Origin of the sequence: Nitrosospira sp. Nl5, from assembly GCF_900102495.1 — a bacterium.
Classification (GTDB): Bacteria; Pseudomonadota; Gammaproteobacteria; order Burkholderiales; family Nitrosomonadaceae; genus Nitrosospira.
Genome location: NZ_FMVQ01000006.1, coordinates 125,153 through 150,184, shown reverse-complemented (window position 1 = coordinate 150,184; position 25,032 = coordinate 125,153). Strand labels below are relative to the sequence as shown.

Here is a 25,032-nt window from a genome sequence, read left to right as displayed (position 1 = left end):
CATATTGCACTTGCCCAAGACGGCCGGTACAGCCGCCAACCGATCATTCCCCGAATGAAACGCTATACCATAGAGCAATTCATGGCGACGACTTCCCTATTGGGCGCGTCGTTTAGCGCTGATGAGAAGCGAATCCTTTTCAGCAGCAACGCGTCCGGTATTTTCAACGCTTACACGCTACCGGTAGACGGAGGCACGCCACAGTCCCTGACCCGGTCCACATTGGAGAGCAATTTTTCCGTCAGTTTCTTTCCCCACGATGATCGAGTCCTGTTTACGCGGGATAGGGGTGGAGATGAAAACAATCATCTCTTTCTGCGTGAAATGGATGGCACAGAAAAAGATTTGACCCCTGGAGACGGGCTGAAGGCCCAGTTCGCAGGATGGCGCCCGGACGGAAGCGCTTTTTTTGTTTCCAGCAACGAGCGCGATTCCAAATTCTTTGATCTGTACCGCTACGACTCCCAAACGTATACCCGGACTTTGCTATTCAGGAATGAGAAAGGATTCGATTTGGGCGCCATCAGTCGCGACGAGCGGTGGATCGCGCTCAACAAATCGAACACCGCCTCCGACAGCGATATCTATCTGTTAGACATTCCCAAACAGGAGTTCAAGCATCTGACTCGCCACGAGGGTGTTATCAGTTTTCATGCGGAAACTTTCGATCCGGCGTCTCAAAGGCTATTTTTTCTTACCAACGAGGGAAGCGAATTCAAGCGCCTGCGTACTTACGACTTGATTACAGGTGCCATCGAGGATCAGGAAAGTGCCGACTGGGACATCGTCTACACCTATTTCTCCAGGAACGGACGATTCCGGATAACGGGCGTTAACCAGGATGGCAGCATCGTGATCCGTGTTGTGAAGGACAGCGGCGCGGGGGAAAAGCCCGTGACGCTCCCCGCTCTGCCTGAGGGCGAAATTCGAGGAGTAACCTTTTCGGAGAGCGGCGCACGCATGGCATTCTATGTGAACGGCGACTGTTCTCCCGATAACCTGTTCGTTCACGATTTCAACACTGGGCAGGTCAGGCAGCTTACCCAAAGCCTGAGCCCGGAAATTGACCCGTCAGACTTGGTGGATGCGGAAGTCGTCCGGTTCAGGTCGTTCGACGGAATGGTGATACCTTCCATCTATTACAAACCGCATGAGGCCTCTGCAATCAATAAGGTCCCGGCTCTTGTGTATGTTCATGGTGGGCCGGGCGGTCAGACCATGCGGGGCTATAACGCTCAGATCCAGTATCTGGTCAATCACGGTTATGCCGTTCTCGGGATAAATAACCGTGGCAGTTCGGGGTACGGCAAGACATTCTTTGCCGCCGCTAATCGCAAACACGGGCGTGAGCCGTTGTGGGACTGCGTGGAGGCCAAGACCTATCTCGCCAGTCTTGATTACATCGACCATGAACGAATCGGCATCATGGGGGCCAGTTACGGGGGTTACATGACACTGGCGGCTTTGGCTTTCCGCCCTGAGGCCTTCAAGGTGGGCGTGGACATCTTTGGCGTCAGCAACTGGCTCCGAACCCTGGAGAGCATCCCCCCCTATTGGGAGTCGGTCCGCAAGGCGATTTACCATGAAATCGGCGACCCGGTGAAGGATATAGACATCCTTGTCGCCACCTCGCCGCTCTTTCACGCCAATGAAATACGGAAGCCTTTACTGGTGATTCAAGGCGCCAACGATCCTCGCGTTACCAAGGCTGAGAGTGACGAGATTGTGGAAGCCGTCAGGAGGCATAATGTCCCTGTGGAATATGTCGTCTTCTCCGATGAGGGCCACAGCTTCACGAAGAAAAAGAATCAGATCGAGGCCAATCGACGGATACTGGAATTTCTGGATAAATATCTCAAAGGCGGCAAAGAAAAAGACAAGGCGGCCGGCGAACAGCGGAACGCTGCCTGTTAGGGCGCATTAGGCGCCGGCGCTGCGATGCGAAGGCCGCTATCGAAGTCCATACCTTGGATCAAAAAACTCTCGTATCAGGAAATCTTCCAGCCCCTTGCTGTCTTCTTCGCGTGCGGACAGGACGACCACGGCGCCGAGACGGTACGATTCCCAATTAAAATCCCCCTTTTGATACTGGCGAATCAGCTCGATCATTTTCCGGGCAACAGCGCGATGTATATCGCCATCCGGACCGGCGTGGACTTCAACGACTTCGCGCCGCGGATTGCTGACATCCGTTCTCCAGGCGCGAAACAGAAATTCGGCGGAACGCGGTCCCATTCTGGTGATTTGAAATATGCCACTCGTACCGGGCTCTCGAAGGTTGCGTTTGACATTCGCCATTCTGCGCTCTTCCTCCGAAAGCTCGGGTTCGACATTTTTTGGTGCCGTCGGCTCATCTTCAAAAATTCCTCCCGCCGTGCGGCGCTCCTTGGCCTCCTTCATATAGTCCGTCAGATCTTTCGGGGGTTCCGGTTTGGGGGCTGGTGTGCGGTCCTCCCGGGATGCTTTCTTTGGGGCCTCTTTTTCAGGCTGAGGCTTCACTGGTTTTGCTTTTTCGGCACCCAGGCGGGGCTGAGGCCTAGGCTGAGGTGGTGCCTTCGGCGCCGGGGGAATCGGTATCGATTTTTGCTCCGCCTTTTCTTCAGGTAATTCTACAAAGCTTGCCTCGATTGGAGGCGAGGTGACGGGTTTCACTTCGGGAGAGGTGAGGAAGAATCCGAACCCCCAGATAATAATCAGCCAGAGGAGGGCCGCCAGCGGCAATGGCCACCAGACTTGAACCTCCTTCGCCTTGTAATACTGCATGCCGACAGCGTTATTTATGTTTTACCGCGATCAGAAAGTGCTGGGCACCGGCTGTGCGCGCGCGCAACATCGCCTGCACGACAATGCCCTGCGGAGCGTCGTTATCCGCCGATACGATCAGTTTCTGTTCTGAATCCTTGAGTAACGGCTTGAGCGTGTCGGCCAGCGTCTCCAATGTAACGGGGATGCGGTTAATAAAGATTTGGCTATCGTTTGTCAGGGTCAGCGTTACGGGAGCTTTAGTGCTGAGTTTTTCGGCTGCCCCTTGAGGCAGGTTTACCTGCAAGGAGTCCAGGTTTTGCAACGACAACGAAGACAGCATGAATGTCGCAAGCAGGAAAAACATTACGTCGATCATCGGAATAATTTCGATCCGACCTTTGCGAACCGCTCTGGTTTTACGCAGCTTCATGATCTATCGTCCTCCTGGTCCAGGCGGATGTGGTCGATCAGGCGCGTTCCCAGGCGCTCCATCTCATCCATTGTCTGGGATTGCAAGCGAGAGAAGTAATTGAATCCAAATAAGGCAATCAATGCGATGACCAACCCGACCACGGTCGCAATGAGCGCTTCGGCGACGCCTCCCGTCACTGCCGTGGGATTGACGATTCCCTCGCCGCCGATTATCTGGAATGCCCGCATCATTCCGACAACTGTTCCCACGAGCCCGAGCAATGGCGCAGCGGTAACGATGGTTTCCAGCATCCATAGCCGCCGGGCAAGAGAGGTTTCGATCAGCTGGGCCTCATCCGCCGCGCGAGACTCAGTCCACCAGGACGGGTGGTGCCGGTTACCGATCACCACTTCGAAGAACCGCTTGTAATAATGGCGTTCATCCAGCCCCGATAGTATTTTTTCCAGATCGGCCCATGCAAAACCATAAGTCTCGACGAGGTTCAGCAAATCATGCGATAGCCGCGCATACCGCCAGTAGACAAATGCTTTCTCAAGCATAATGGCCAAGGCGACTATCGCCAGCAAAGACAAAGGCACAATGATTAGCCCGCCGAGTTTTAATGCGGTCCAGGTTGCTTGTAGTTCTTGCATGTTTATCTCCGAACGGGGTGATATTCGTCCCCTTGTTGGTTAGAAAAATTCTGTCGTTCCCTCTGGAACGTCTCGTCTCGTCTCGACTATTCAAGTCATAATTTCAGCTGTGCCAAGCTGTAAAATCTTACAGCTATTCAGGACTCTCATTTTAAGGTCTCATGGCTCTTTATGTGTGGCTGCCAGCCAGGCTCGCAGCGTATGCGAGTACCTGCCGCTTGAGAAGAGCCATGAGCGATTTAATGTGTGATAGCAGCCAGGTGGGAAGAACGCCCACCAAGCGGCGGAGCGCAGAGCGTATTTGCGCGATGCGAGTGAGCGGCGTAATAAAAACGACAAACTAACTGTACCAATTAAATTAATTTAACACGTGGATGATGGTAGCGATATGCATCGTTATTTTTTAGGAAAGAGGCCGGTTAGCAGCTTCCAGTTTTCGTAATGATATCTTCAATCCAAAATCCCGCAGGAAGGATTACGAGCGGTTCCGAGATTACTCAAGATCCCGCCGAGCCCCTGCAAATGGAACAGGCGCAGGCCACAACAGCCAGCATTCTAGAGCAGAGTTTGAATGAGATTTATCTTTTTGATGCCCAGACTCTGCGTTTTGAGTATGTGAATAGCGGAGCACAGCGCAATCTCGGCTATGACATGGATAAACTGCGGATGATGACGCCGTTGGACATCAAACCGGAATTTGATGAAACGTCGTTCCGGGCCATGGCCAGTCCGCTTCTGCATGGTGAGGAAAAGGTGCTTGTTTTTGAAACGATGCACCTGCGTGCTGACGGCACACTTTATCCGGTTGAAGTTCACCTGCAGCGATTAGCACAACCGGGACGCGCGGTATTTCTGGCAATTATGCTCGATATCACGAGACGCCGTCACGCCGAATTGGCGCTGCGGGAGAGTAATGAGCGTTTTCGAACCATGGTCAACTCCATCCCGCAGCTGGCTTGGATAGCTGAGGCCGATGGGTCGAGGTTCTGGTACAACCAGCGCTGGTATCACTATACAGGTGCAACGCCTGAAGAAATGGAAGGATTCGGCTGGCAGAGGGTGCATGACCCGGACACGCTGCCTATAGTCATGGAGAGATGGGCCGAAGCTATCGCAGCCAAGCAAGCGTTCGACATGGAGTTTCCATTACGCGGAGCGGATGGACAATGGCGAATATTCCTGACCCGTGCAGAACCGCTAAGGAATACAGACGGCTCCGTGACGCAGTGGCTTGGTACGAACACGGATGTGAATGAACAGCGGTTGGGGGAGAAGGCCAGGCGTGAAACGGAGAAACAGCTTCAGGTCGTGATGGAGAATATGAGCGAAGGCATTGTTATCGCCGATCTTAAAGGCCAATTGTTGCACTGGAATTCGGCGGCGCTCAAGATGCATGATATCAGTAGCGCCGAAGAAGCGCAGATCGGCAGTCATAACCTGATGAAAGCCTATGAGATATCGACTCTCGAGAGGGTTCCGCTACCTCCGGAACAATGGCCCTTGACGCGTATTCTCAAGGGTGAGCATCTGGATGACCTGGAACTACGGGTTAAACGCATAGATAGAGACTGGGAACGTATTTTTAGTTATTCCGGGATCGTCTCTCATTATGGCGATGGCAAAGAATTAGCGTTTCTGACCATGAAAGACATCACTGAGCGTAAAAATTACGAGGAGGGACTACAGGATGCAAATACAGATCTTGAATTCAAAGTTGGTGAGCGTACCGCACAGCTCCTGGCAAAGAGCAAGGAGCTCGAAAGTTTTTGTTATTCCGTCTCGCATGATCTCAGGGCGCCACTTCGTGGAATCGACGGTTATAGCCGCCTTTTATTAGAGGATTATTATGAACAGCTGGATGAGGAGGGGCGGAACTTTCTGAAAAATGTGCGGGCGGCAACACAACAAATGACGGATTTAATTGAAGACCTGCTCGCTTATTCAAAGCTCGAACGGCGAGCGGTATCGACAGCGGCAATAAAGCTTTCCAGCTTTGTATCCAGTTTGGTGGACCAGTGTCACCGCGATTGGAAAAAAGCGCGTTTTACAGTCGAAGTCGGTGATTTTTACGTCAGTGTCGACCCGGACGGCCTGGCAATCGCATTGCGCAATCTGATTGATAACGCCCTCAAGTTTTCCCAATATGCGGCTGAACCGGCGATAGAAATTCGTGCGCAGGCTACAGGCAGCCATTGCATTCTTTCGGTACGCGACAACGGCATCGGGTTTGATATGCGCTTTTATGACAAAATTTTTGAAATATTCCAGCGTCTCCAGCGTGCCGAACAGTATCCAGGCACCGGTATCGGACTTGCAATGGTACACAAAGCCATGGAACGGATAGGAGGGCGTGTCTGGGCAGAAAGCCAGTTGGGTGCCGGCGCGGTTTTTTACCTGGAACTGCCTTTGTCCGATTTTCCAGCAATCACTCCCAGCGTTCAATCATGAATACTATTCTGCCAATACTGCTCATTGAAGATAATCCGATGGATGTAGATCTTACACGCCGCGCTTTCATCCGGCATAATCTGGCCAATCCCCTCGAAGTATTACGGGACGGACAGGAAGCGCTTGATTTTTTTGCCGGGTGGAAAACGGGGGAGGCAATGCCTGTCCTGGTCTTGCTTGATTTGAAGTTGCCCAAGATCAGCGGGCTTGAAGTTCTGCGAATCATCCGGGCGCATCCCGATCTCGGCGTTATTCCCGTTGTCATTCTTACCTCCTCGGCCGAGGACCATGATATTCATGAAGCCTATTCGCTGGGGGCAAACTCCTACATCGTGAAGCCCGTGGATTTTGATAAATTTATTGATGTAGCCAGACAAATCGAACTTTACTGGACTGTTCTCAACACCCCTGGTCCTTCAAGGCATGTGTGATCCAGATTCCGGCAGTCACCGCCCATTTCGCTCTTCTCGATCGGCGTCATGATCCGTAATAACTTTTCCCCCTCCACGCATTTCATTTTTATCGTGAGTTCGCTCCAACCGCCGGATTGCGGATAATGAACGTCCTCTATCTTGAGGATAATGCGCAGGACGCGGATCTTGTACGAATCGAACTGCGAAAGCGTGCGCCCGATGTTCAACTGGAAGTCGTTGCGACGTTGACCGAGGCGCTCGCACGGCTCGAACGATTCCACGCGATTTATGGCATTGGGTTGAAAACGGCGACTGTCGTGCCGGCTAAACTGAATGTTCCCCCGCGCTACGATTTGATCCTGACCGACCTTAATCTTCCTGATGGAAGTGGTACAACCCTGTTGGCTCACGTTCGCAGTCAGCACCTGCCGCTGCCTGTTGTGGTCCTCACCAGCTCGGGCAGTGAAGAAACCGTGGTGGCATTGCTTCGCGCGGGCGCGGATGATTACGTCATAAAACGTAGCGGCTGCCTCGAAACACTGGCTCTCGTGCTGCGTGCAGCGCTCGATAAATTCCGTTCAGAGACCTCTCGGCGGGCCGCCGCTCTCAGAATCCTGTATGTCGAGCCGAACGCTTACGATATCGATCTGGCTAAACGGGAATTTGCTTCCATCGCTCCACACCTCCATATCGAGTCACTTCAGACAGCCGAGCAAGTCTTGCGTCGCTTTGCGGTGCCTGATCCAAAAGCCATTACCGATGTCCTCCTGCTCGATTATCGCTTGCCAGGAGCTTCTGTCACCGATGTTCTCAAGGAGCTTTGCCAAGTTCGGGGGTTTGACCTGCCCATCATTCTTGTAATCGGGCAAGGGGGAGAAGAAATTGCGCGGCAGTCGCTCAAGCTTGGAGCTGCCGATTATGTTGTAAAGGGCGCGGGCTACCTTCAGCGATTACCCACGGTCATAGAAAATGTTTGGCTTAGGGCCGAGTCGACTCGCAGGGAGCGGGTTTTAACAGAGGAAAGGACCCGTCTTTCTCTTGCCACCGACGCGGCCGCGATAGGCATCTGGGAGTGGAATACAGTTACCGACGAGATCATATGGGATGATCGTATGTATGAGCTCTACGGTGTTTCACGTGAGCGTGCAATCAATTATGAAGTCTGGAAATCCTATATTCATCCGGATGATTTGCCTGAACAGGAAGCGCAGCTGGAAAGGATTAGCGCGGAGAACGAGCGGGGGCAGATGGATTTTCGGATTCTGCACGCCCACGAAACCATACGTTACCTCCATAGTGCTAAAGTTGTGACGTGGGGTACACGGGGAAATGAACTGAAGGTGGTGGGCACTGCCATTGACATTACCGAGCGGAAGCAGGCCGAACTGGCAATTCAGCAACACGCGATGCAACAGGGCCTCATCGCGGCATTCGGGCAACAAGCGCTCGCCAGCGCTGATATTGAGGAGTTGTGGAATCAGGCGGCGGCGATTGCCGCGCAAGGCCTCCGTGCAGCCTTCTGCAAGATTCTTCGGCTCACCCCGGACGGTCGTTCTTTTATACTGAAGGCGGGTTCGGGTTGGCAGGATGGATGGATTGGCCGTCACATCTCCGCCACCGGTGAGAATACGCAGAATCAGTTTGTTCTCGCGAACGGTGAACCGGTCATCATCGATGATTTTCGTCCAGAAACGCGCTTCAAGCCCTCTGAGATCCTCAGAGTCCATGACATACGCAGCGGGGTCGGCGTGCTTATTTCCGGAGCCGGTGGTCCCTATGGCGTATTGGGCGCCTATTCTCGCGACGCGCTTCGCTTTACGCCGGACAGTGTCAGTTTCCTGCAGAGTCTCGCCAATATCCTCGCGACCGCGATTGATCGTAAAAATACCGAGGAGCGCCTTACCTATCTGGCCCAGTTCGACCCCCTCACCGGATTGCCCAACCGCAATCTGTTTCTCGACCGTCTCAGGCAGGCCATGGAGTATGCACAACGCAATAAAGGGCGAATAGGGGTTGTGTTTGCTGATCTGGACCGCTTCAAAATCGTCAACGATACGATGGGTCACGGTGTTGGCGATAAGCTGCTGGTCCAGGTCGCGCAACGGTTGCAACAGTGTGTGCGCACGGGGGATACGGTCGCGCGTCTGGGCGGGGACGAGTTCGCGTTTATTCTTTTCAACCTCGCTCATGCCGAGGACGCAACGCTGGTGGCGGAAAAAGTGATTGCCGCGCTCTCGCTGCTATTCGAGCTGGAAGGTCAGGAAGTTTATATTTCCGCCAGCCTCGGTATCAGCATCTATCCCGGGGACGGTACGGATGCGGACAGCCTGCTCAGGAACGCTGACACCGCGATGTTTCAAGCGAAAGAGCAGGGACCCGCGATCTACCAGTTCTACCTGCCGCAGATGAATGAGCGCGCGGTAGCCCGTCTGAAAATGGAGACACAACTGCGCGGGGCCCTGGCTCGGCATGAATTCGTACTGCACTATCAGCCGAAGGCGAGTTTAGTCAGTGGTCAAATTACCGGTTTTGAAGCGCTGTTGCGCTGGCAGCATCCCGCACGGGGCTTGGTGCCGCCGCTTCAATTCATTTCTGTCCTTGAGGATACCGGGTTGATTGTGGCCGTCGGGGAATGGGTGGTCCGGACGGTTTGCGAGCAGATAGTAAAATGGCAGGGCCAGGGCCTGGTGTTGCACCCTATTTCAGTCAATCTCTCGGCGCGGCAGTTTCAGCAGCAAGATCTTGATGCCGTTATTGGAAAAACTCTGAAAGTCACCGGCATCGACCCCCATTTGCTGGAATTTGAATTAACCGAATCGGTATTGATGAAAGAGGCCGAGACGGCTGCCAATGCGTTGCAGAATCTGAAAGCTTTTGGTGTGCAAATCTCGATGGACGATTTTGGCACTGGCTACTCGAGTCTTGCCTATCTCAAGCGGTTTCCGCTTGACGTACTCAAGATTGATCGCGCATTTATCCGGGACGTTACTACAGATATGGACGACGCAACCATCGCGGTAGCCATGATCAAACTTGCGCATAGCCTTGGATTGAAGGTGGTGGCGGAAGGCGTCGAAACCAGGGCACAGCTGGATTTCCTGATAAAACACGAGTGCGATGAAATGCAGGGCTATTATTTTTCAAGGCCATTGCCGCTTGAAGGCGCTTCACAGGCGCTTACCGAAGGCTATCGATTGCTGATGAGTTGACTGAACGACGATTGGCGACGATTAGCGACAATTGCAAGCGTATCGCTTTAACATTAGACGAGCAGTAGATCCGCGGATGTAATGACTGCTGTCAGCTTCAGACTCCTCGCCCGCATTTTTAGCGTAATTGTTACGCGAATCGATTCGTTCAAGTTCAGGTGATCCTGGTCGTAATGATAAGGAGTAGAGCGTTGTTATATTTTTTTGTTAATAATCCACATAAAGTCCTTCCCCTATCTCTCAATATTTGCTAAGTTATCCGGCGCCCGTTCCCGATCCGCAGGCAGCGGACTAACTTCCCTGATGGATAAAGATAAATGAAAAAAATGATTCTTGCGGCTTGCGTCATGTTCGCATTTATCGGTAGTGCTTCTGCTCAGCAGGGAGGGTTAAATCTCAGATCGCAAGCCGCGCTGATTCTAGACGCGCAGCATGGACGTATTTTATACGACAAGAACGCGGATACCATCATGCCGATCGCTTCCATCACGAAGCTGATGACAGCGATAGTGGTACTCGATGCGCAACTGCCGTTGGGTGAGAGAATCATCGTGGAATCCGCCGACATTGATGTTATCAAGAACACCCGCTCGCGCTTGCGGGTAGGAGCAAGTCTTACCCGGCGGGAGCTGTTGCGGCTGGCGCTGATGTCTTCCGAAAACCGTGCAGCGGCGGCGCTAGGCCGTGCTTATCCCGGCGGTATCAAAGCATTCGTCGAAGCAATGAACAACAAGGCATTCGAACTGGGCATGGGCAATAGTTACTTTGTTGACTCTACCGGATTGAATAGCGCCAATGTTTCCACTGCGCGGGATCTGGCAAAAATGGTGGATGCCGCATATGATTACAATATCATTCGTGAGTTTTCGACGACCGCTACCCACGCGGTGGCGTTTGGAGACGAAGACCATCTCCTGCAATTCAGCAATTCCAACCATCTGGTGCGCAGCAGGAATTGGGATATTGGCATATCAAAAACAGGCTTTCTCAGCGAGGCGGGCCGCTGCTTGGTGATGCAAGCGAAAATAACGGGTAAACCGGTTATTATTGTATTGCTTGATTCCTGGGGAAAGAACTCACGAATCGGCGATGCCAATCGCATTAAGAAATGGATGGAGATTGGGTTCGCCCGCAAAGTTCGTGGCTAGAACGGCTTATTGGCTGGCAATATAACACTCCCGATTCCGCTGCCAGCTGACCCGGCTGGGCCTTGCTTTTAATCGTCCTGTTTTTATTCTTTATCGGACATTACCCATAATTTTTGTTTTTGGTGTTGTCCTGATTCAATTTTTTCTCCAGGCTTGCATTAATGCGGTAAGCATTAGTGTAGCGCGTCAGATATAACGCTGGACAACAGCTTCAAATCGAGTGAATGTTAAAATGACCGGGATTGGCGCAGCAAGGCGTGACGCTGCATGGCTATTCATATGCAGCAATGAACAATCAATGTGACGGCAATTCCAGCCATTTTTAGGTGGGAATATTCAGACATGCTATACACTGGCCGTTACCCGGAGGGAGGCGTTATGCAATCACAGTTGATCGTTGCGCTCATCATTGTTCTTCTGACAGTCATGTTTGCGGTTCAGAACGCCGTGTCGGTGAGCGTGGTGTTTTTTATGTGGCGCGTCGATGCTTCGCTCGCGGTAGTGATCGCGGCGTGCTTTGGCCTCGGTGCGCTTATCGGTGCCTTGGTAACGGTGCCGACAATGCTGCGTGAGCGGATTTCGATAAGCCGCCTCCATAAACAAGTTGAAACCTTGCGAGCCGAGAATAATGATTTGCGCGCTCTTAAGAAAGATACGCCTCCCACGCCTTATGGGTTTTAACGGATTCGGGCGGATTTGAGCGGCGACGAATCGAGCAGGACGTCCTGCTTGCTGCTTTCGCAGCGATTTCCTTTAAAATCCGGCGACGCGAAAGGTAACGGTAAATACCGGACTTGGGCTCACCATCATCTCGCATCCTGATGGATTATCTGGGTTCAAAGCAACTGAAACGCAAGAATGGCAACGATTGTGGGGGGGAGGGCGGCTGCCAGCAGGCCTAAAGGATGGATGGTTTCATCTTTGAATGAACCTTTCAGTATGGAAAAGCCCGCAGGGTTTGGAGCATTGGCAATGACTGTCAGGCCGCCACCGGCAACAGCGCCTGCGACGAGTGAATACCGGAACTCCGCGCTCGTTCCCTCCAGGAGCGAACCCAGATATGTGAGCGCCGCGTTGTCGGTGACCGCCGTCAGCATGGTGGCGCCGAAAAAGAGTGTAGTACTGTCCATCCCGGACAGCATGGGTTGCAACCACCACTTCTGATGTCCGCCAAGGACAATCAATCCGGCAAGAAAAAAAGCGACCATTAACCCTTCACGCAGAATCAGGGGATCCTGGTAGCGCTCATACGCATGAGTAAAGCCCAGGAAGAAAAGCAGCAGCCCAATAAAGATGACAGGGTGATGCGCAAACACGACAACACCGGTCAGAAAAAGCAGATGGACAAGGACCACCAGCCGTGGGACGTCGATCTGTTCGGTTTTCTCTTCATTTTGCATATTTGATAATTCGCGTTGAAACAAAAGTGTGACCGCTAGAGCATTCACCAGCACCGCCAAGGCGGCTTTCCAGCCGAACGTGGTAAACATGAAGGTGGTGTCCCATCCCCACTTGGCGGCCACCATGAGTACGGGCGGCGCAGCGAACGATGTCATCGTTCCGCCGATTGAAATATTAACGAACAATACGCCGAGGGTCGCGTATTTGAGCCGGGCCGAAATTTCCTTGGAGTAATAACGCTCGAGCAGGATCAATCCGGCTAATGTCATGGCTGCAGGCTCGGTGATAAAGGAGCCCAGCAACGGAACAAACGACAATGTGACGAAGTAAAACGCTTTCCCGTCCGGCCAGGGAATGAGCCGGGCAAGCTTTTTGACGCAAAGCATGGCAAATTGCAGGATGGGGCGGCTGCCGGAGACCACCATGATTGCGAATACGAACATCGGTTCCGTAAAGCTCTGCTGCTCGAGGTAAGTGGTAGCGGCTTCCTTACCCTCTACCATCAGCATCATGGCGATCAGGATCATTGCCCAGAAACCAAAGACCACCTCGACTTCGCCCAGGAAATGCCAGATACCGGCGTGGGCCGGATGGGCGCGCGCCAGCTGCTCGAAAACTTTCGTTGAGAAAGTATGAATCAGCGCGACGCCAAACAGAATGGCGCCAATGAGCTCAATAGGGGCAGGATTCATTCGCCTGCCGCCAAATGTATGGCCGGTGCCCGGTCACATTGTGCGGAAATTATCAAAGTCTTTTATATATCGGATTTCGTTTGGTTGAATCTAGATTTTCTTTTTATTTCATTGCATCAAGGTTGGCCTGCGCATCAGCGTTTCCTTGCGCGGCGGCTTTTTTGAACCATTCCGCAGCTTTGTCCGTATCTCTCGGCACGCCTTCACCGGCGTAATACATCACGCCGAGATTATTTTGTGCGTCGACATTTCCCTGCTCGGCGGCTTTCTGAAATAGCTCGACGGCCTTGGTGGCATCCTTGGTTACACCTTCACCATTGGCATACATCAAGCCGAGGTTGAATTGCGCGTCGGCGTATCCCTGTGCGGCGGATCGATGAAACCATGCCGCGGCTGTTTCAGGGTCATTATTCAAGATTTTGCCCGACGCATCCTTGGATATGGCTTCGCCCGTGTAGTACATCACGCCGAGTCCATTCTGCGCTTTGGCATCTCCAGCATCCGCATCTTTCCTTAATTTCAGGAATTTTTCTTCTGGTGTCGGTTCATTCGGCGACGCTGACGGCATGATATCTTTCAGCAGCGCGGATTTTTCCTCCGGTGTTAACGTATTTTCCAGTACGGATGGAATTTCCTTTTCAGCCGTAAACTCATCCGCAAGTTTGGTTGGCGCCTCCGCCTCCGTCTTGGGCATTTTGGGTATATTCCCCGGAGTCTTCTCGCCGCAGCCGGCGAGCGTCAATGAGAGAACGGCAAGCAATGAAGCAGCAAGAATATTCATCAAGTATTTCCTTTTGGTATTGCGATCCTGATCAGTATTTTAGAATTACAGGCATCCTATAAATTCAGCATCCAAGTCAGCACGTTGCTGACTTGGCCCAAAGAAGTGTTGGCCTCGTGCAGGCCCAAGCGATGAAATTTCTTGAGTAATGCAGTATCGCGGTGAAACCCGGACCGATGAAAATGCCTATAGGCTGTAGTACATATCAAACTCCACTGGATGGGTAGTCATGCGAAAGCGCGTGACTTCCTCCATCTTGAGCTCGATGTAGGCATCGATCATATCATTCGAGAACACCCCACCGCGGGTGAGGAAATCGCGATTCTTGTCCAGGCTGTCCAGTGCTTCATCCAGGGAAACGCAGGGGTTTGGAATCCTGGCTGATTCTTCGGGAGGAAGATCATAAAGGTTCTTATCCATGGGGTCGCCGGGATGAATCTTGTTCTGAATGCCGTCGAGTCCGGCCATCATCAATGCGGTGAATGCGAGATAAGGGTTGGCGGTGGGATCGGGAAAACGTACTTCAATGCGCCGCCCTTTGGGGCTATTGGCATAAGGAATGCGTACCGCGGCGGAACGGTTGCTCACCGAATAAGCAAGATTGATCGGTGCTTCAAAGCCCGGAACCAGGCGTTTGTAGGAGTTGGTGCCAGGATTGGTGATTGCATTCAAGGCCTTGGCATGTTTGATAATGCCACCTATGTAAAACAACGCCATTTCCGAAAGTCCCGCATAGCCATTTCCGGAAAACAAATTCTGTCCGGCTTTCCAGATCGATTGATGCACATGCATCCCAGACCCATTGTCGCCGACAATGGGTTTGGGCATGAAGGTCGCCGTTTTGCCGTAGGAGTGGGCGACGTTGTGCACCACGTATTTGAATACCTGAGTCCAGTCGGCACGCTTTACGAGACTGCTGTATTTAGTCCCGATTTCGCACTGTCCCGCACTTGCGGTTTCATGGTGGTGCACTTCGACTTCCACCCCTATTTCTTCCAGTGCAAGACACATGGCGGAACGAATGTCATGCAAGGAATCAATCGGCGGAACGGAGGAGTAGCCGCCTTTTACCGCAGGACGGTGGCCGGTATTGCCGCTTTCGTATTTTTCCGCCGAACTCCAGGCCGCTTCCTCGGATTCGATTTTTACCGAGCAGCCGGACATGTCCGCATGCCAGGTGACAGAGTCGAAAATGAAGAATTCGGGTTCCGGGCCGAAATACGCGGTATCGCCGATGCCCGTTGATTTGAGATATGCTTCACCACGTTTTGCTAGGGAGCGCGGATCGCGGTCATAACCTTTGCCATCGGAAGGATCGACCACATCACACGTTATGAACAGGGTAGCTTCGTCCATAAACGGGTCCATATTGGCAGTATCAGGATCGGGTATCAACAACATGTCGGATGCCTGAACCCCTTTCCAGCCGGCGATGGAAGAACCATCGAATGCATGGCCGTCTTCCAGCTTGTCCGCATCAAAGGCGTGAGCTGGAAGTGTCACATGCTGTTCTTTGCCGCGGGTATCAGTGAAGCGTAGATCAACGAATTTGACTTCGTTTTCCTGGATCATTTTCAGAACATCGGTTACCGCCATTTTTCTCTCCAGACCGGAATTGCAGTGATACGATAAAAAAACACCTGCCGATAAAGGTATATCTACAAAAGAGCACATCGTGGAAGGGGAATTATATCAGTACGGACGCCGCCTTACCTCTAACGCGTCAAACATTCTGCCGCGAGGCGTTTTTTCTGAATTATTAAAACACTTCCGTAAAGAGAGTGGGATAGCTCCATCCATCCCGCTCAATCGCCAAGTTCAAGCTTTATCAAACACCGGTCTTGAAATGGAATAACATTACATTTTTCAACCATTGTTTTATGGGAAATCCATATGGAAACCATTACCGCAATACTCGAAAGGGCGCAACAACGCGCTAGGGAAATGAACTTACCGTACGAAGGCGCACTGCTGCCTGCTGAAGCGCTCACGTTGCTGCAGGAAGCTCCGGACGCCAAATTGGTGGATGTCCGCTCCCGGGCTGAATGGGACTGGGTAGGGAGAATTCCGGGCGCGGTTGAAATCGAATGGCAGTCCTACCCCGGCATGCAGGCCAATCCGGATTTCTTCAACTATCTCTCAAGCCAGGTGGATAAGGAATCGCTGGTGATGTTCATCTGCCGCAGTGGCGGCCGCTCGCATCAGGCGGCAGCCACTGCCACCGATTCGGGTTACGCAGACTGCTACAACGTTCTTGAGGGCTTTGAAGGCGACAAGGACGCAACCGGTCATCGCGGTACCAAAGGCGGCTGGAAGGCTGCAGGGTTGCCATGGGTCCAGCGCTGAGGCGGAAGTGCGTGACCAGCAAGACAGAAAATAATGTCACCTTTCTACAATTAAGCTACTGCTGCTGACCCCGACCATTTAACGATTCCCGAATAAGCGGTTACCAGCACAATAATCCCGAATCCAATGCGATACCATGCAAAGACGGTGAAATCGTGATGGCTGATAAAACGCAATAACCCCCGCACGGCCAATAATGCACTGATGAACGAGGCGACGAAGCCGGTGACGAATACGCTAGCATCATCGAAATGAAGGATATCGCTATGTTTATAAACATCATAGAACGTGGCCGCAAACATGATCGGGATTGCCAGAAAAAAAGAAAATTCGGTGGCGGCCTTGCGTGACAAGCCAAAAAACAGACCGCCGATTATGGTTGCTCCGGAGCGTGACGTGCCAGGTATTAACGCGAGGCACTGCATTAATCCAATCTTCAACGCATGTTTCCAGTCCATGTCTTCCACCCGTTCGACGTCTACCACATGCTTTCTGCGCTCAGCCCAAAGAATCAGAACCCCTCCGATGATGAACGCCATTGCTACTGGTACTGGATGAAACAGGTAGTGCTTGATTGCCTTGATGAATAAGAGACCAAGAATCGCCGCGGGTAGAAACGCGATGAAAAGATTTAAAACAAAGCGGTTTGCATCCTCGCTTGAACCAATGCTCATTATCACACCGCCAATCTTGACACGGTATTCCCAACATACCGCCAATATTGCGCCGAGTTGAATCACGATCGCGAATACCTTGCCTTTCTCGTCGTTGAAGTCGAGCAAGTCACTGACCAGGATTAGATGGCCGGTGGAGGAAATCGGGAGAAATTCGGTCAGGCCCTCGACAATGCCGAGAATGAGGGCCTTGAGCAGCAGAAGCCAGTCCATGCCCGGTTATCCGGGGAAAAACATTTGACCCCGGAGAAGCAAGGATGAACCCAGGAACGTCAAGTTGACGCTATCCAATGAAACCCATCCAATGGGGAAAACAGGTCGCGATGCAACCGGCTGGTTATTATTATTGCGCATATTTGCATCGAACCCCTGGTTGGGACTAAATATTCAATTTCAGATATCAATTTTCAGGGATTGTAACTGCCAACCCAGCTTGACCGCCATACCTCTCCCATGGCTACATGCCAACTATGCTGCGCCTGTATTTTTATCGCACCTTGACGGCTACAGCATGGGAAAATGAGAAGATTCGCAAATGCGCTGGCACACAAGTAGTACCTCGAACCGACAAACGGGTTGGTTCCGACCTTAAGTTCCTGGAAGCATTAAGTGAAACCGGTGTAGCGGTGGGACCCTGCGGTTGTTACACTTTGCTATAAATCTCCCCTCCTTTTGTTACAAATTCGATGGCTTTCTCCTCCATCCCTTTTTCCAGTGCCTGGCCCTCGCTGACTCCCTGGCTGGCGGCATAGTCGCGCACGTCCTGCGTGATTTTCATCGAGCAGAAATGCGGGCCGCACATGGAGCAGAAATGGGCCAGTTTGGCACCTTCCTGCGGCAAGGTTTCGTCGTGGAATTGTTTTGCCTTGTCGGGATCGAGGCCGAGGTTGAACTGGTCATTCCAGCGAAACTCGAAACGGGCTTTGGACAGTGCATTATCGCGTATTTGTGCCCCCGGATGTCCTTTCGCCAGGTCTGCCGCATGCGCGGCAATCTTGTAGGTAATGATGCCGTCTTTTACATCATCCTTGTCCGGCAGGCCCAGGTGTTCCTTGGGAGTCACGTAGCACAGCATCGCAGTGCCATACCAGCCGATCATGGCGGCGCCGATAGCGGATGTAATGTGGTCGTATCCTGGCGCGATGTCGGTGGTGAGAGGGCCTAATGTGTAGAAGGGCGCTTCGTCGCAATATTTCAATTGCAAGTCCATGTTTTCCTTGATGAGATGCATGGGGACATGGCCGGGGCCCTCGATCATTACTTGCACATCATGCTTCCAGGCGACCTGGGTTAATTCGCCGAGGGTTTTCAGTTCCGCAAATTGCGCTTCATCATTGGCGTCATAGATCGAACCCGGCCGGAGGCCGTCGCCGAGAGAAAAACTGACGTCATAAGACTTCATGATTTCGCAGATTTCCTCGAACCGGGTATAGAGAAAGCTCTCCTGGTGATGTGCAAGACACCACTTTGCCATGATCGAGCCCCCGCGAGAAACAATTCCCGTCAAGCGCTTTGCCGTCATCGGAACGTAGGCAAGGCGCACACCTGCGTGAATGGTGAAGTAGTCCACGCCCTGCTCGGCCTGCTCGATCAAGGTATCACGAAAAATTTCCCAGGTGAGGTCTTCCGCCTTGCCGTTTACTTTCTCCAGCGCCTGATAGATCGGTACGGTGCCAATGGGAACGGGGCTGTTGCGGATGATCCACTCCCGAGTTTCATGAATATTCTTGCCGGTGGAAAGATCCATTACCGTATCGCCGCCCCAGCGGATGGCCCAGGTCATTTTCTCGACTTCCTCCTGGATGCTTGAACCCAGCGCTGAATTACCGATATTCGCATTAATTTTCACCAGGAAGTTGCGCCCGATGATCATCGGTTCGGATTCGGGGTGGTTAATGTTGACAGGGATAATCGCGCGACCTCGAGCCACCTCGTCCCTTACGAATTCCGGCGTGATATGCGGGGGCAGGAATGCACCAAAATCATGTCCCGGATGTTGCCGCGTGAGAAGCTCCCGGCGCTGCGCGTCGAGATGCTCGCAGCGTTGATTTTCCCGTATGGCCACGTATTCCATTTCCGGCGTGATGATGCCGCGGCGAGCGTAGTGCATCTGCGTCACATTCGCCCCTGTCCTGCCGCAACGGGGCTGGCGTTTTAAATCAAAGCGCATTTCCGCGAGCTGGGGATCGGCCAGACGCTGCTTGCCGTAAGCCGAAGCAGGCCCGGAGAGAACTTCCGTGTCCCCGCGCTCATTAATCCATTTCTCGCGCAATGGCGGCAGGCCGGCGCGAATGTCTATATTTGCCGCAGGGTCGGTGTAGGGGCCGGAGGTGTCATAAACGTAAATTGGCGGATTTTCCTCCGTACCCATGTTGGCAGGGGTATCGGACTGACTGATTTCTCGCATGGGGACCCGAATATCGGGCCGGGAGCCGCGTATATAAACTTTGCGTGATTCAGGCAGGGGCTTGACCGCTCCTTCATCCACATGGGCGGTTTTACTGGAAAACGGGGAGGGAAGTTGTGCGGGGTTCAAAACTGCTGCATTCATAGTACGCTCCTTTAAGTCTTTAAGTGCCATAAACGAGCGGGACTGCTAATCCCAGCTTCCCTACGGCGGCATTACCCGTGTCAGGTGTTAAGGGACTCTCTCACCGGTTTACCGGACGATTCCGGAAACGGACCCCTAGCTGCTGCTGTGAAGCTAATGGAAATGTGGAATAATTGCAAGCCTGTTGATCACAATTTCTATAGGGCTGACATGGATCTCGAACAAACCCGCTTTAACATGGTGGAACAGCAAATTCGTCCGTGGGACGTGCTGGACCAGGAAGTCCTCAAATTATTGTTCGAGCTGCGGCGTGAGGAATTTGTCCCTCCGGCATATCGTTCCCTTGCGTTTGTCGATATGGAAATCCCGCTGGGATACGGTGAAGTCATGCTTGCTCCCAAACTGGAAGCGCGCATCTTACAGGAATTGCAGGTAAAGAAAACCGACAGGATCCTGGAGGTGGGCAGTGGCAGTGGCTACCTAACGGCATTGCTGGCGAAGAAAGGTGAGTACGTTTACAGTGTGGAAATTGTGCCGGAGCTGAAAGCCATGGCGGAAAAAAACCTTCAAGCTCACGGTATCGGCAACGTGATGGTGGAACAGGGGGACGCTGCCCAGGGTTGGCCTGCCCACGGGCCGTACGATGTCATCGCATTGACCGGGTCCACTCCCGTTTTGCCGGAAGCATTTCAGAACAGCCTCAAAGCGGGTGGACGGCTGTTCGCGGTAGTGGGCGATGCACCGGTGATGCAGGCCGTGCTTGTTACCTGCGTTGCGCAAGGAGAAAAAGCAGTCGGGTACAATACAGTCGGTCTGTTCGAAACCTGCATTTCTCCGCTAAAAAACGCAAAACAACCCGCGAGATTCATTTTTTGACAACGCTGGCGATTGCGAGGCCGGGCACAATTTATCGTTTAAGCTATATTTCAACCTGAATCCGGCAGTTGACCGCTCATTTCCACAATTCTTTCAGCGGCGCTATGATTCACAATAATCCACAAAAACTTTTTTGGACCGCTTGAATCTCACCTTTTCGGTGGATTCGCTACGGGGTTAGCTTGAAATCAACTTCGTCCAACTGCCGAATTTAGATTCAATCCGGCAGTAGTTTTTTCGCCCGAAACAATAAGGCAACTGGAGCAAAGTGAAAATTCCGCAATACATTTATGCATTACTAATTGGAGCAGCCATCCATACGCCTCTGCACGCTGCCGATCTGATGGAAATTTATCGTGAGGCGCTGGAACAGGACGCGCAGTATAGCTCCGCGCGTTCCGCGCACTTGGCGGCCCAGGAAAAACTGCCGCAGGGCCGAGCCGGATTGCTTCCCACTATCACGCTTGCGGGCGTGCGCCGGAGACAGTACATAGACATAGAGAGCGTCGGGGGCATCGGGGTCCCCGGCATTGTCCGGCCTTCCGAAGTGGTTATCGATAATCAAAGTCTGACTATTACGGCAACTCAGCCGATTTACCGCAAAGAAAATTTTGTCATTTATGAGCAATCTAAAATTCAAGTCGCGCAAGCCGATTCCCAGTTCATCATCGCGGCGCAGGACCTGATCCTGCGCGTGGCACAGGCATATTTCGATATTCTGGCTGCCCAGGTAAACGTGGAGGTGGCTGAAGCCCAGAAAAAAGCCATTGGGGAGCAGCTCGGGCAGGCCAAACGTAACTTTCAGGTCGGGACGTCCACCATCGTCGATACACATGAAGCCCAGGCGCGTTTTGATTTAACGGTTTCACAGGAAATCGCTGCCAGGAACGACCTGGAAGTGCGAAAGCGCGAGTTGCAACAGATCATTGGCCGCTTGCCGGACAATCTCCTGCAGCCGGATGCAATGATTTCCGATCTGCTCACCCTGAAGTATGCAAACATGCAGGAATGGATCAACGTGGCGGAACAGAATAACCTTGCCTTGAAAGTCCAGCAGGCAGTATATGAATTTGCGAAACAGGATGTGGAACGCGCCAAGGCAGGACACTATCCAACCCTCGACCTGGTCGCGCTATATAGTGATCAGAAAGGTGTGGGTGGTACAATAACCGGACGCCCGATCGACCTGACTTCAAAAGAAATAGGGCTTCAGCTCAGTATCCCGATATTCCAGGGTTTCGCGGTGCAATCGCGTGTACGGGAAGCGCTGGCCACTCAGGAAAAGGTACTTCAGGATCTGAACAATACCCGCCGCAACAGTGTCCTTCAAGTGAGCCAGCAGTATCTTAACGTCATCAATGGCATGGCCCAGGTGAAGGCGCTGCAGCAGGCGCTGGTATCCAGTCAGAGCCAGCTGGATTCTACAAAACTGGGGCAGGAAGTGGGTGTCCGGACCGAGGTGGACGTATTGAATGCACAGCAGCTGTTTTATTCCGCGCGGCGAGACCTTGCCCAGGCGCGTTACAATTTTCTCATGTCCAGATTGAGGCTGGAGGCGGAGGCGGGCGAACTGGATGAGGAGGACCTGCGGCAGATAAACGATGTGTTGCTGCAAGGGAGTTCTCCCAATGCTTCCTCTTCCAGTGGACAACACTCGCGCTCAGCTTCTCATCACGTTGCGCAATGATCAAATTTCTGGGCAGAAAATGCCGCTGTCGGCCTTGCTCGTGCCGTTCCGATTCCGCTGCAACTCCAGTGGGGCTGTTCATGATGTCAACTGGGCAAACGTTGACGTGCAACCGGTTGAATGTTAGATTTTCGGCATGGAGTTGAAAGCGCATTATTTTTCTACTGGTATCGTAGCCTTAGCCTTTCCATAAATAATCCAAATGGCCCACACCGCGGATATCTACGCGGTATCCGGGAAAAGCTTCCTGTTTGAAAACGTTTTGTACAGCAATATGTGTACATCAATGAATCCGGAAAAAAATTCTGCGCTATATAAGCATGACGGCAATTAGGGCCGACTATGAACAACCAAGCCGTATCTGATCCATGCGGACCTCAACCACCTATTCTTGCTACCGGCGAGCGGCTTGCGGGCGTGCGAGATACCCGGCCGACAGAGGCTGACCAAGGTGTTCTGGATGCAAAAACCTTCGATGCGATCGAAACCGATCAATTATTTGATTCGTGCAATCACGCGGTGACACGCGTCGGACAGTCGGTGCTTTACCGCTCGCTGGCGCGGCCGGCGACCGATGCCACGTTAGCGCGAAAAAAGCAGGAAGCGCTGCGCGAGCTGGAATCGGATTCCGCTTTGCGGGAAGCGTTGCAGCATTTCATCGAGAGGATGGCGCAGGGAGAGCGCTCGCTCCATCAACTACTCTACGGTACCTTTATCGGCGGTCTCGCCATCGACAGCTCCAGAGGCGGGAAAGATGAAATGGAATTCAACGGTTATGGCTATCATCAGTTCGTCGACGGGACCGGCTTTGCGATGGATCTGGTCGAGGCGATGGATACCTTGCCACAGCCGCGGAGCGCGTACCTGCGGGGGCTGTTTGATGCCATCCGCAGCTTCGGGAACTCTCGCATCTATTCCCTGATGCAGGGACCGGTCTACCCCATGGAAGGAAAGTTCAAGACACGGGAGGAAAAGCCGCGCTACTTGCCCGTTCCGCGCTTCCGGCCATCAATGGTCAAGCCGCTTCCAGTATTGTTCGTCCTGGCGGCAGTTGGCGCAGCCCTTTATTACTTCCAGGATATGCTGGCCAGTTTTGGAATTTCTTACCTGGGATATGGAATACTTGTGCTGGCGGTGCCGGTTCTGCCCGTCCTACTGATTGCAATTGCCGCATCCGACCGCGATTCCGTCATTTATCCGCTGCGCAAGCTGTTCAAGCAGAGTCCCGAATTGGGGCACGCGCTGGATACGCTGGGGATGATCGACGAGATCCTATCCTTTCACCGTTATTCCCGGGTCTTCGGCGGCGAGATGGTGCTACCGGAGATATTGGAAAGCGAACGCCATTGTCTCAAGGTTACGGCGGCGAGAAATCCGCTGCTCGCCAGGACCAATCCGGATTACGTGCCAAACGATATTTCCCTTGACGATGCCGGACGGCTGCTGGTCATTACTGGACCGAATAGCGGCGGCAAGACGGCTTATTGCAAAACAGCAGTCCAGATTCAGTTGCTGGGCCAGATCGGCTGCTACATTCCGGGGACGACAGCGCGGCTGGTGCTCGCGGAACGAATTTTCTATCAGGTACCAGACCCCGGCCGGCTGGAAGAGGGGATGGGGCGCTTCGGTCATGAACTGAAACGTACACGCGAGATTTTCTTCAACTCCACCGCTCGCAGCCTTGTCGTGCTGGATGAACTTTCGGAAGGAACGACATTCGAGGAGAAGATGGAACTGTCCGAGTATGTCCTCACCGGTTTCCATCAACTTGGGGCGAGCACGTTGCTGGTCACACACAACCACGAACTGTGCGAGCGTTTGCAAGAGAAGAAAATCGGCCGTTACCTGCAGGGCGAGTTTTCGCATGATGGTCCGACGTACCGTCTGATCCCGGGTATATCCCGGGTAAGCCATGCTGATCGGGTGGCCGCCGCGCTGGGCTTCAGCAAAGATGATGTGGAGAAGCACCTTGCAACACGCAGGGTGTGATTAACATGACGAAATCATTGGTTACAGGTGCAAACGGATTCGTCGGTTCGGCCGTCGCCCGCTGCCTGCTGAATGCTGGTCACGAAGTACGATGCCTGGTCAGGCTAGGAAGCGACCGGAGGAACCTTGATGAATTACCCGTTGAGATTGCGGAAGGTGATTTGCGTTCTGTGCAGTCATTGAAAGCAGCGGTGAGCGGTTGCGATAATTTATTTCATGTTGCCGCGGATTATCGTCTCTGGGTGCCGAACCCTGAAACCATGTATGACATTAATGTTAAAGGGACGGAGGCGTTGATACTTGCCGCAGCCGAAGCTGGCATGAAACGCATGATATACACCAGCAGCGTGGCAACTCTGGGAGCGAATTCGAATGGCGTTCCCGCCAATGAAGACACCCCTTCCAGCCTTATATCAATGACCGGGCACTATAAACGATCAAAGTTCATGGCGGAACAGATTGTCCGGCAAATCACCGATGAGCATAAGCTGCCGCTGGTTATCGTCAATCCGTCCACCCCGATCGGGCCACGCGATATCAAGCCTACACCGACTGGGCGCATCGTGCTCGACACCTTATGCGGCCGCATGCCGGCCTATGTGAATACGGGTTTGAACGTTGCGCATGCCGACGATATTGCCTATGGTCATCTGCTGGCCTACGAACATGGGAAACCAGGAGAGCGGTATATCCTTGGCGGGGAGGATATGACCTTGTTGCAAATACTTCAGACAATAGATGAAATTAGCGGCAAACAGATAAAGCGTTTTAATCTCCCTGTCAAATTGATTTTACCCGCTGCCTGGTTGATGGAAAAAGTTGCCACGGTCACGAATGTGGAGCCGCGCGCAACCGTGGATAGTCTGCGAATGGCAAAAAAGAAGATGTTTTATTCCAGCGATAAGGCCGTACGCGAGTTGGGTTATCGATATCGACCCGCGGCAGAAGCACTTGAGGATGCGATGGCGTGGTTTCAGGATAATGGGTATTGCAGTTAGATTTCCATT

Annotated in this window: 19 protein-coding genes and 1 riboswitch; of the genes, 11 read left to right on the top strand and 8 right to left on the bottom strand. The window is 52.7% G+C overall.

Annotation, left to right across the window (positions count from 1 at the left end):
* Positions 1–54 precede the first annotated feature (54 nt).
* Complete coding sequence (locus BLP45_RS08035) at positions 55–1,914, top strand: S9 family peptidase (RefSeq protein WP_090371526.1); 1,860 nt, start codon at positions 55–57, stop codon at positions 1,912–1,914.
* A 36-nt stretch (positions 1,915–1,950) separates the two neighbouring features.
* On the opposite strand, the gene BLP45_RS08030 is transcribed toward BLP45_RS08035, so the two are convergent.
* Genes BLP45_RS08030 through BLP45_RS08020 form a run of 3 tightly spaced genes read right to left on the bottom strand, consistent with a single transcriptional unit; the run spans position 1,951 to position 3,810 of the window.
* Positions 1,951–2,763 carry a hypothetical protein gene (locus tag BLP45_RS08030; RefSeq protein ID WP_090371524.1) on the bottom strand — a complete coding sequence of 271 codons (813 nt, stop codon included), beginning with the start codon at positions 2,761–2,763 and terminating at the stop codon, positions 1,951–1,953.
* Positions 2,764–2,773: 10 nt separating this feature from the next.
* The gene (locus tag BLP45_RS08025; RefSeq protein WP_090371522.1) at positions 2,774–3,175 is read right to left on the bottom strand and encodes an ExbD/TolR family protein; all 402 of its coding nucleotides are present in this window, start codon (positions 3,173–3,175) and stop codon (positions 2,774–2,776) included.
* Positions 3,172–3,810, bottom strand: a complete 639-nt coding sequence (locus BLP45_RS08020) for a MotA/TolQ/ExbB proton channel family protein (protein ID WP_090371520.1) — start codon at positions 3,808–3,810, stop codon at positions 3,172–3,174. Before BLP45_RS08020 ends, BLP45_RS08025 begins: the two co-directional genes overlap by 4 nt.
* A gap of 522 nt (positions 3,811–4,332) precedes the next feature.
* Between BLP45_RS08020 and BLP45_RS08015 the strand changes: the two genes are divergently transcribed.
* The 5 genes from BLP45_RS08015 to BLP45_RS07995 all read left to right on the top strand — a co-directional run bounded on the left by BLP45_RS08015 (position 4,333) and on the right by BLP45_RS07995 (position 11,709).
* On the top strand, positions 4,333–6,258 hold the full coding sequence (locus BLP45_RS08015; protein ID WP_256327745.1) for a PAS domain-containing sensor histidine kinase: 1,926 nt from the start codon (positions 4,333–4,335) through the stop codon (positions 6,256–6,258).
* The gene (locus BLP45_RS08010) at positions 6,255–6,689 is read left to right on the top strand and encodes a response regulator (RefSeq protein ID WP_090371516.1); all 435 of its coding nucleotides are present in this window, start codon (positions 6,255–6,257) and stop codon (positions 6,687–6,689) included. Before BLP45_RS08015 ends, BLP45_RS08010 begins: the two co-directional genes overlap by 4 nt.
* 125 nt (positions 6,690–6,814) lie before the next feature.
* The gene (locus BLP45_RS08005) at positions 6,815–9,880 is read left to right on the top strand and encodes an EAL domain-containing protein (RefSeq protein WP_090371515.1); all 3,066 of its coding nucleotides are present in this window, start codon (positions 6,815–6,817) and stop codon (positions 9,878–9,880) included.
* Positions 9,881–10,197: 317 nt separating this feature from the next.
* Positions 10,198–11,028 (top strand): D-alanyl-D-alanine endopeptidase, encoded by an 831-nt coding sequence (gene pbpG, locus BLP45_RS08000; RefSeq protein ID WP_090371513.1) that lies wholly within the window; start codon positions 10,198–10,200, stop codon positions 11,026–11,028.
* A 378-nt stretch (positions 11,029–11,406) separates the two neighbouring features.
* Complete coding sequence (locus BLP45_RS07995) at positions 11,407–11,709, top strand: LapA family protein (protein WP_090371511.1); 303 nt, start codon at positions 11,407–11,409, stop codon at positions 11,707–11,709.
* A gap of 155 nt (positions 11,710–11,864) precedes the next feature.
* Here BLP45_RS07995 and BLP45_RS07990 read toward each other — a convergent pair whose 3' ends face one another.
* From BLP45_RS07990 to glnA, 3 genes are all read right to left on the bottom strand, one after another.
* Positions 11,865–13,121: a putative Na+/H+ antiporter gene (locus tag BLP45_RS07990; RefSeq protein WP_090371509.1), complete on the bottom strand. Its 1,257-nt coding sequence runs from the start codon at positions 13,119–13,121 to the stop codon at positions 11,865–11,867.
* Between the two features lie 103 nt (positions 13,122–13,224).
* Positions 13,225–13,902 (bottom strand): tetratricopeptide repeat protein, encoded by a 678-nt coding sequence (locus BLP45_RS07985; protein ID WP_090371507.1) that lies wholly within the window; start codon positions 13,900–13,902, stop codon positions 13,225–13,227.
* Between the two features lie 186 nt (positions 13,903–14,088).
* Positions 14,089–15,498: a type I glutamate--ammonia ligase gene (glnA, locus tag BLP45_RS07980; RefSeq protein WP_090371505.1), complete on the bottom strand. Its 1,410-nt coding sequence runs from the start codon at positions 15,496–15,498 to the stop codon at positions 14,089–14,091.
* A gap of 297 nt (positions 15,499–15,795) precedes the next feature.
* On the opposite strand from glnA, the gene BLP45_RS07975 reads away from it, so the two are divergent.
* Positions 15,796–16,248 carry a rhodanese-like domain-containing protein gene (locus tag BLP45_RS07975; RefSeq protein ID WP_090371504.1) on the top strand — a complete coding sequence of 151 codons (453 nt, stop codon included), beginning with the start codon at positions 15,796–15,798 and terminating at the stop codon, positions 16,246–16,248.
* 50 nt (positions 16,249–16,298) lie between these two features.
* On the opposite strand, the gene BLP45_RS07970 is transcribed toward BLP45_RS07975, so the two are convergent.
* Together BLP45_RS07970 and thiC are read right to left on the bottom strand one after the other, a co-directional pair.
* On the bottom strand, positions 16,299–17,135 hold the full coding sequence (locus BLP45_RS07970; RefSeq protein WP_090371502.1) for an undecaprenyl-diphosphate phosphatase: 837 nt from the start codon (positions 17,133–17,135) through the stop codon (positions 16,299–16,301).
* A 430-nt stretch (positions 17,136–17,565) separates the two neighbouring features.
* Positions 17,566–19,473, bottom strand: a complete 1,908-nt coding sequence (thiC, locus tag BLP45_RS07960; protein ID WP_090371499.1) for a phosphomethylpyrimidine synthase ThiC — start codon at positions 19,471–19,473, stop codon at positions 17,566–17,568.
* A 40-nt stretch (positions 19,474–19,513) separates the two neighbouring features.
* A riboswitch (TPP riboswitch) is annotated at positions 19,514–19,620 on the bottom strand.
* A 63-nt stretch (positions 19,621–19,683) separates the two neighbouring features.
* Between thiC and BLP45_RS07955 the strand changes: the two genes are divergently transcribed.
* The 4 genes from BLP45_RS07955 to hpnA all read left to right on the top strand — a co-directional run bounded on the left by BLP45_RS07955 (position 19,684) and on the right by hpnA (position 25,023).
* The gene (locus BLP45_RS07955) at positions 19,684–20,349 is read left to right on the top strand and encodes a protein-L-isoaspartate O-methyltransferase family protein (protein WP_090371580.1); all 666 of its coding nucleotides are present in this window, start codon (positions 19,684–19,686) and stop codon (positions 20,347–20,349) included.
* 268 nt (positions 20,350–20,617) lie between these two features.
* Positions 20,618–22,036 (top strand): TolC family outer membrane protein, encoded by a 1,419-nt coding sequence (locus tag BLP45_RS07950; RefSeq protein ID WP_176754700.1) that lies wholly within the window; start codon positions 20,618–20,620, stop codon positions 22,034–22,036.
* A 342-nt stretch (positions 22,037–22,378) separates the two neighbouring features.
* The gene (locus tag BLP45_RS07945) at positions 22,379–24,025 is read left to right on the top strand and encodes a MutS-related protein (protein ID WP_176754699.1); all 1,647 of its coding nucleotides are present in this window, start codon (positions 22,379–22,381) and stop codon (positions 24,023–24,025) included.
* A 5-nt stretch (positions 24,026–24,030) separates the two neighbouring features.
* Positions 24,031–25,023: a hopanoid-associated sugar epimerase gene (gene hpnA, locus BLP45_RS07940; protein ID WP_090371498.1), complete on the top strand. Its 993-nt coding sequence runs from the start codon at positions 24,031–24,033 to the stop codon at positions 25,021–25,023.
* The last annotated feature ends 9 nt before the right edge of the window (positions 25,024–25,032 follow it).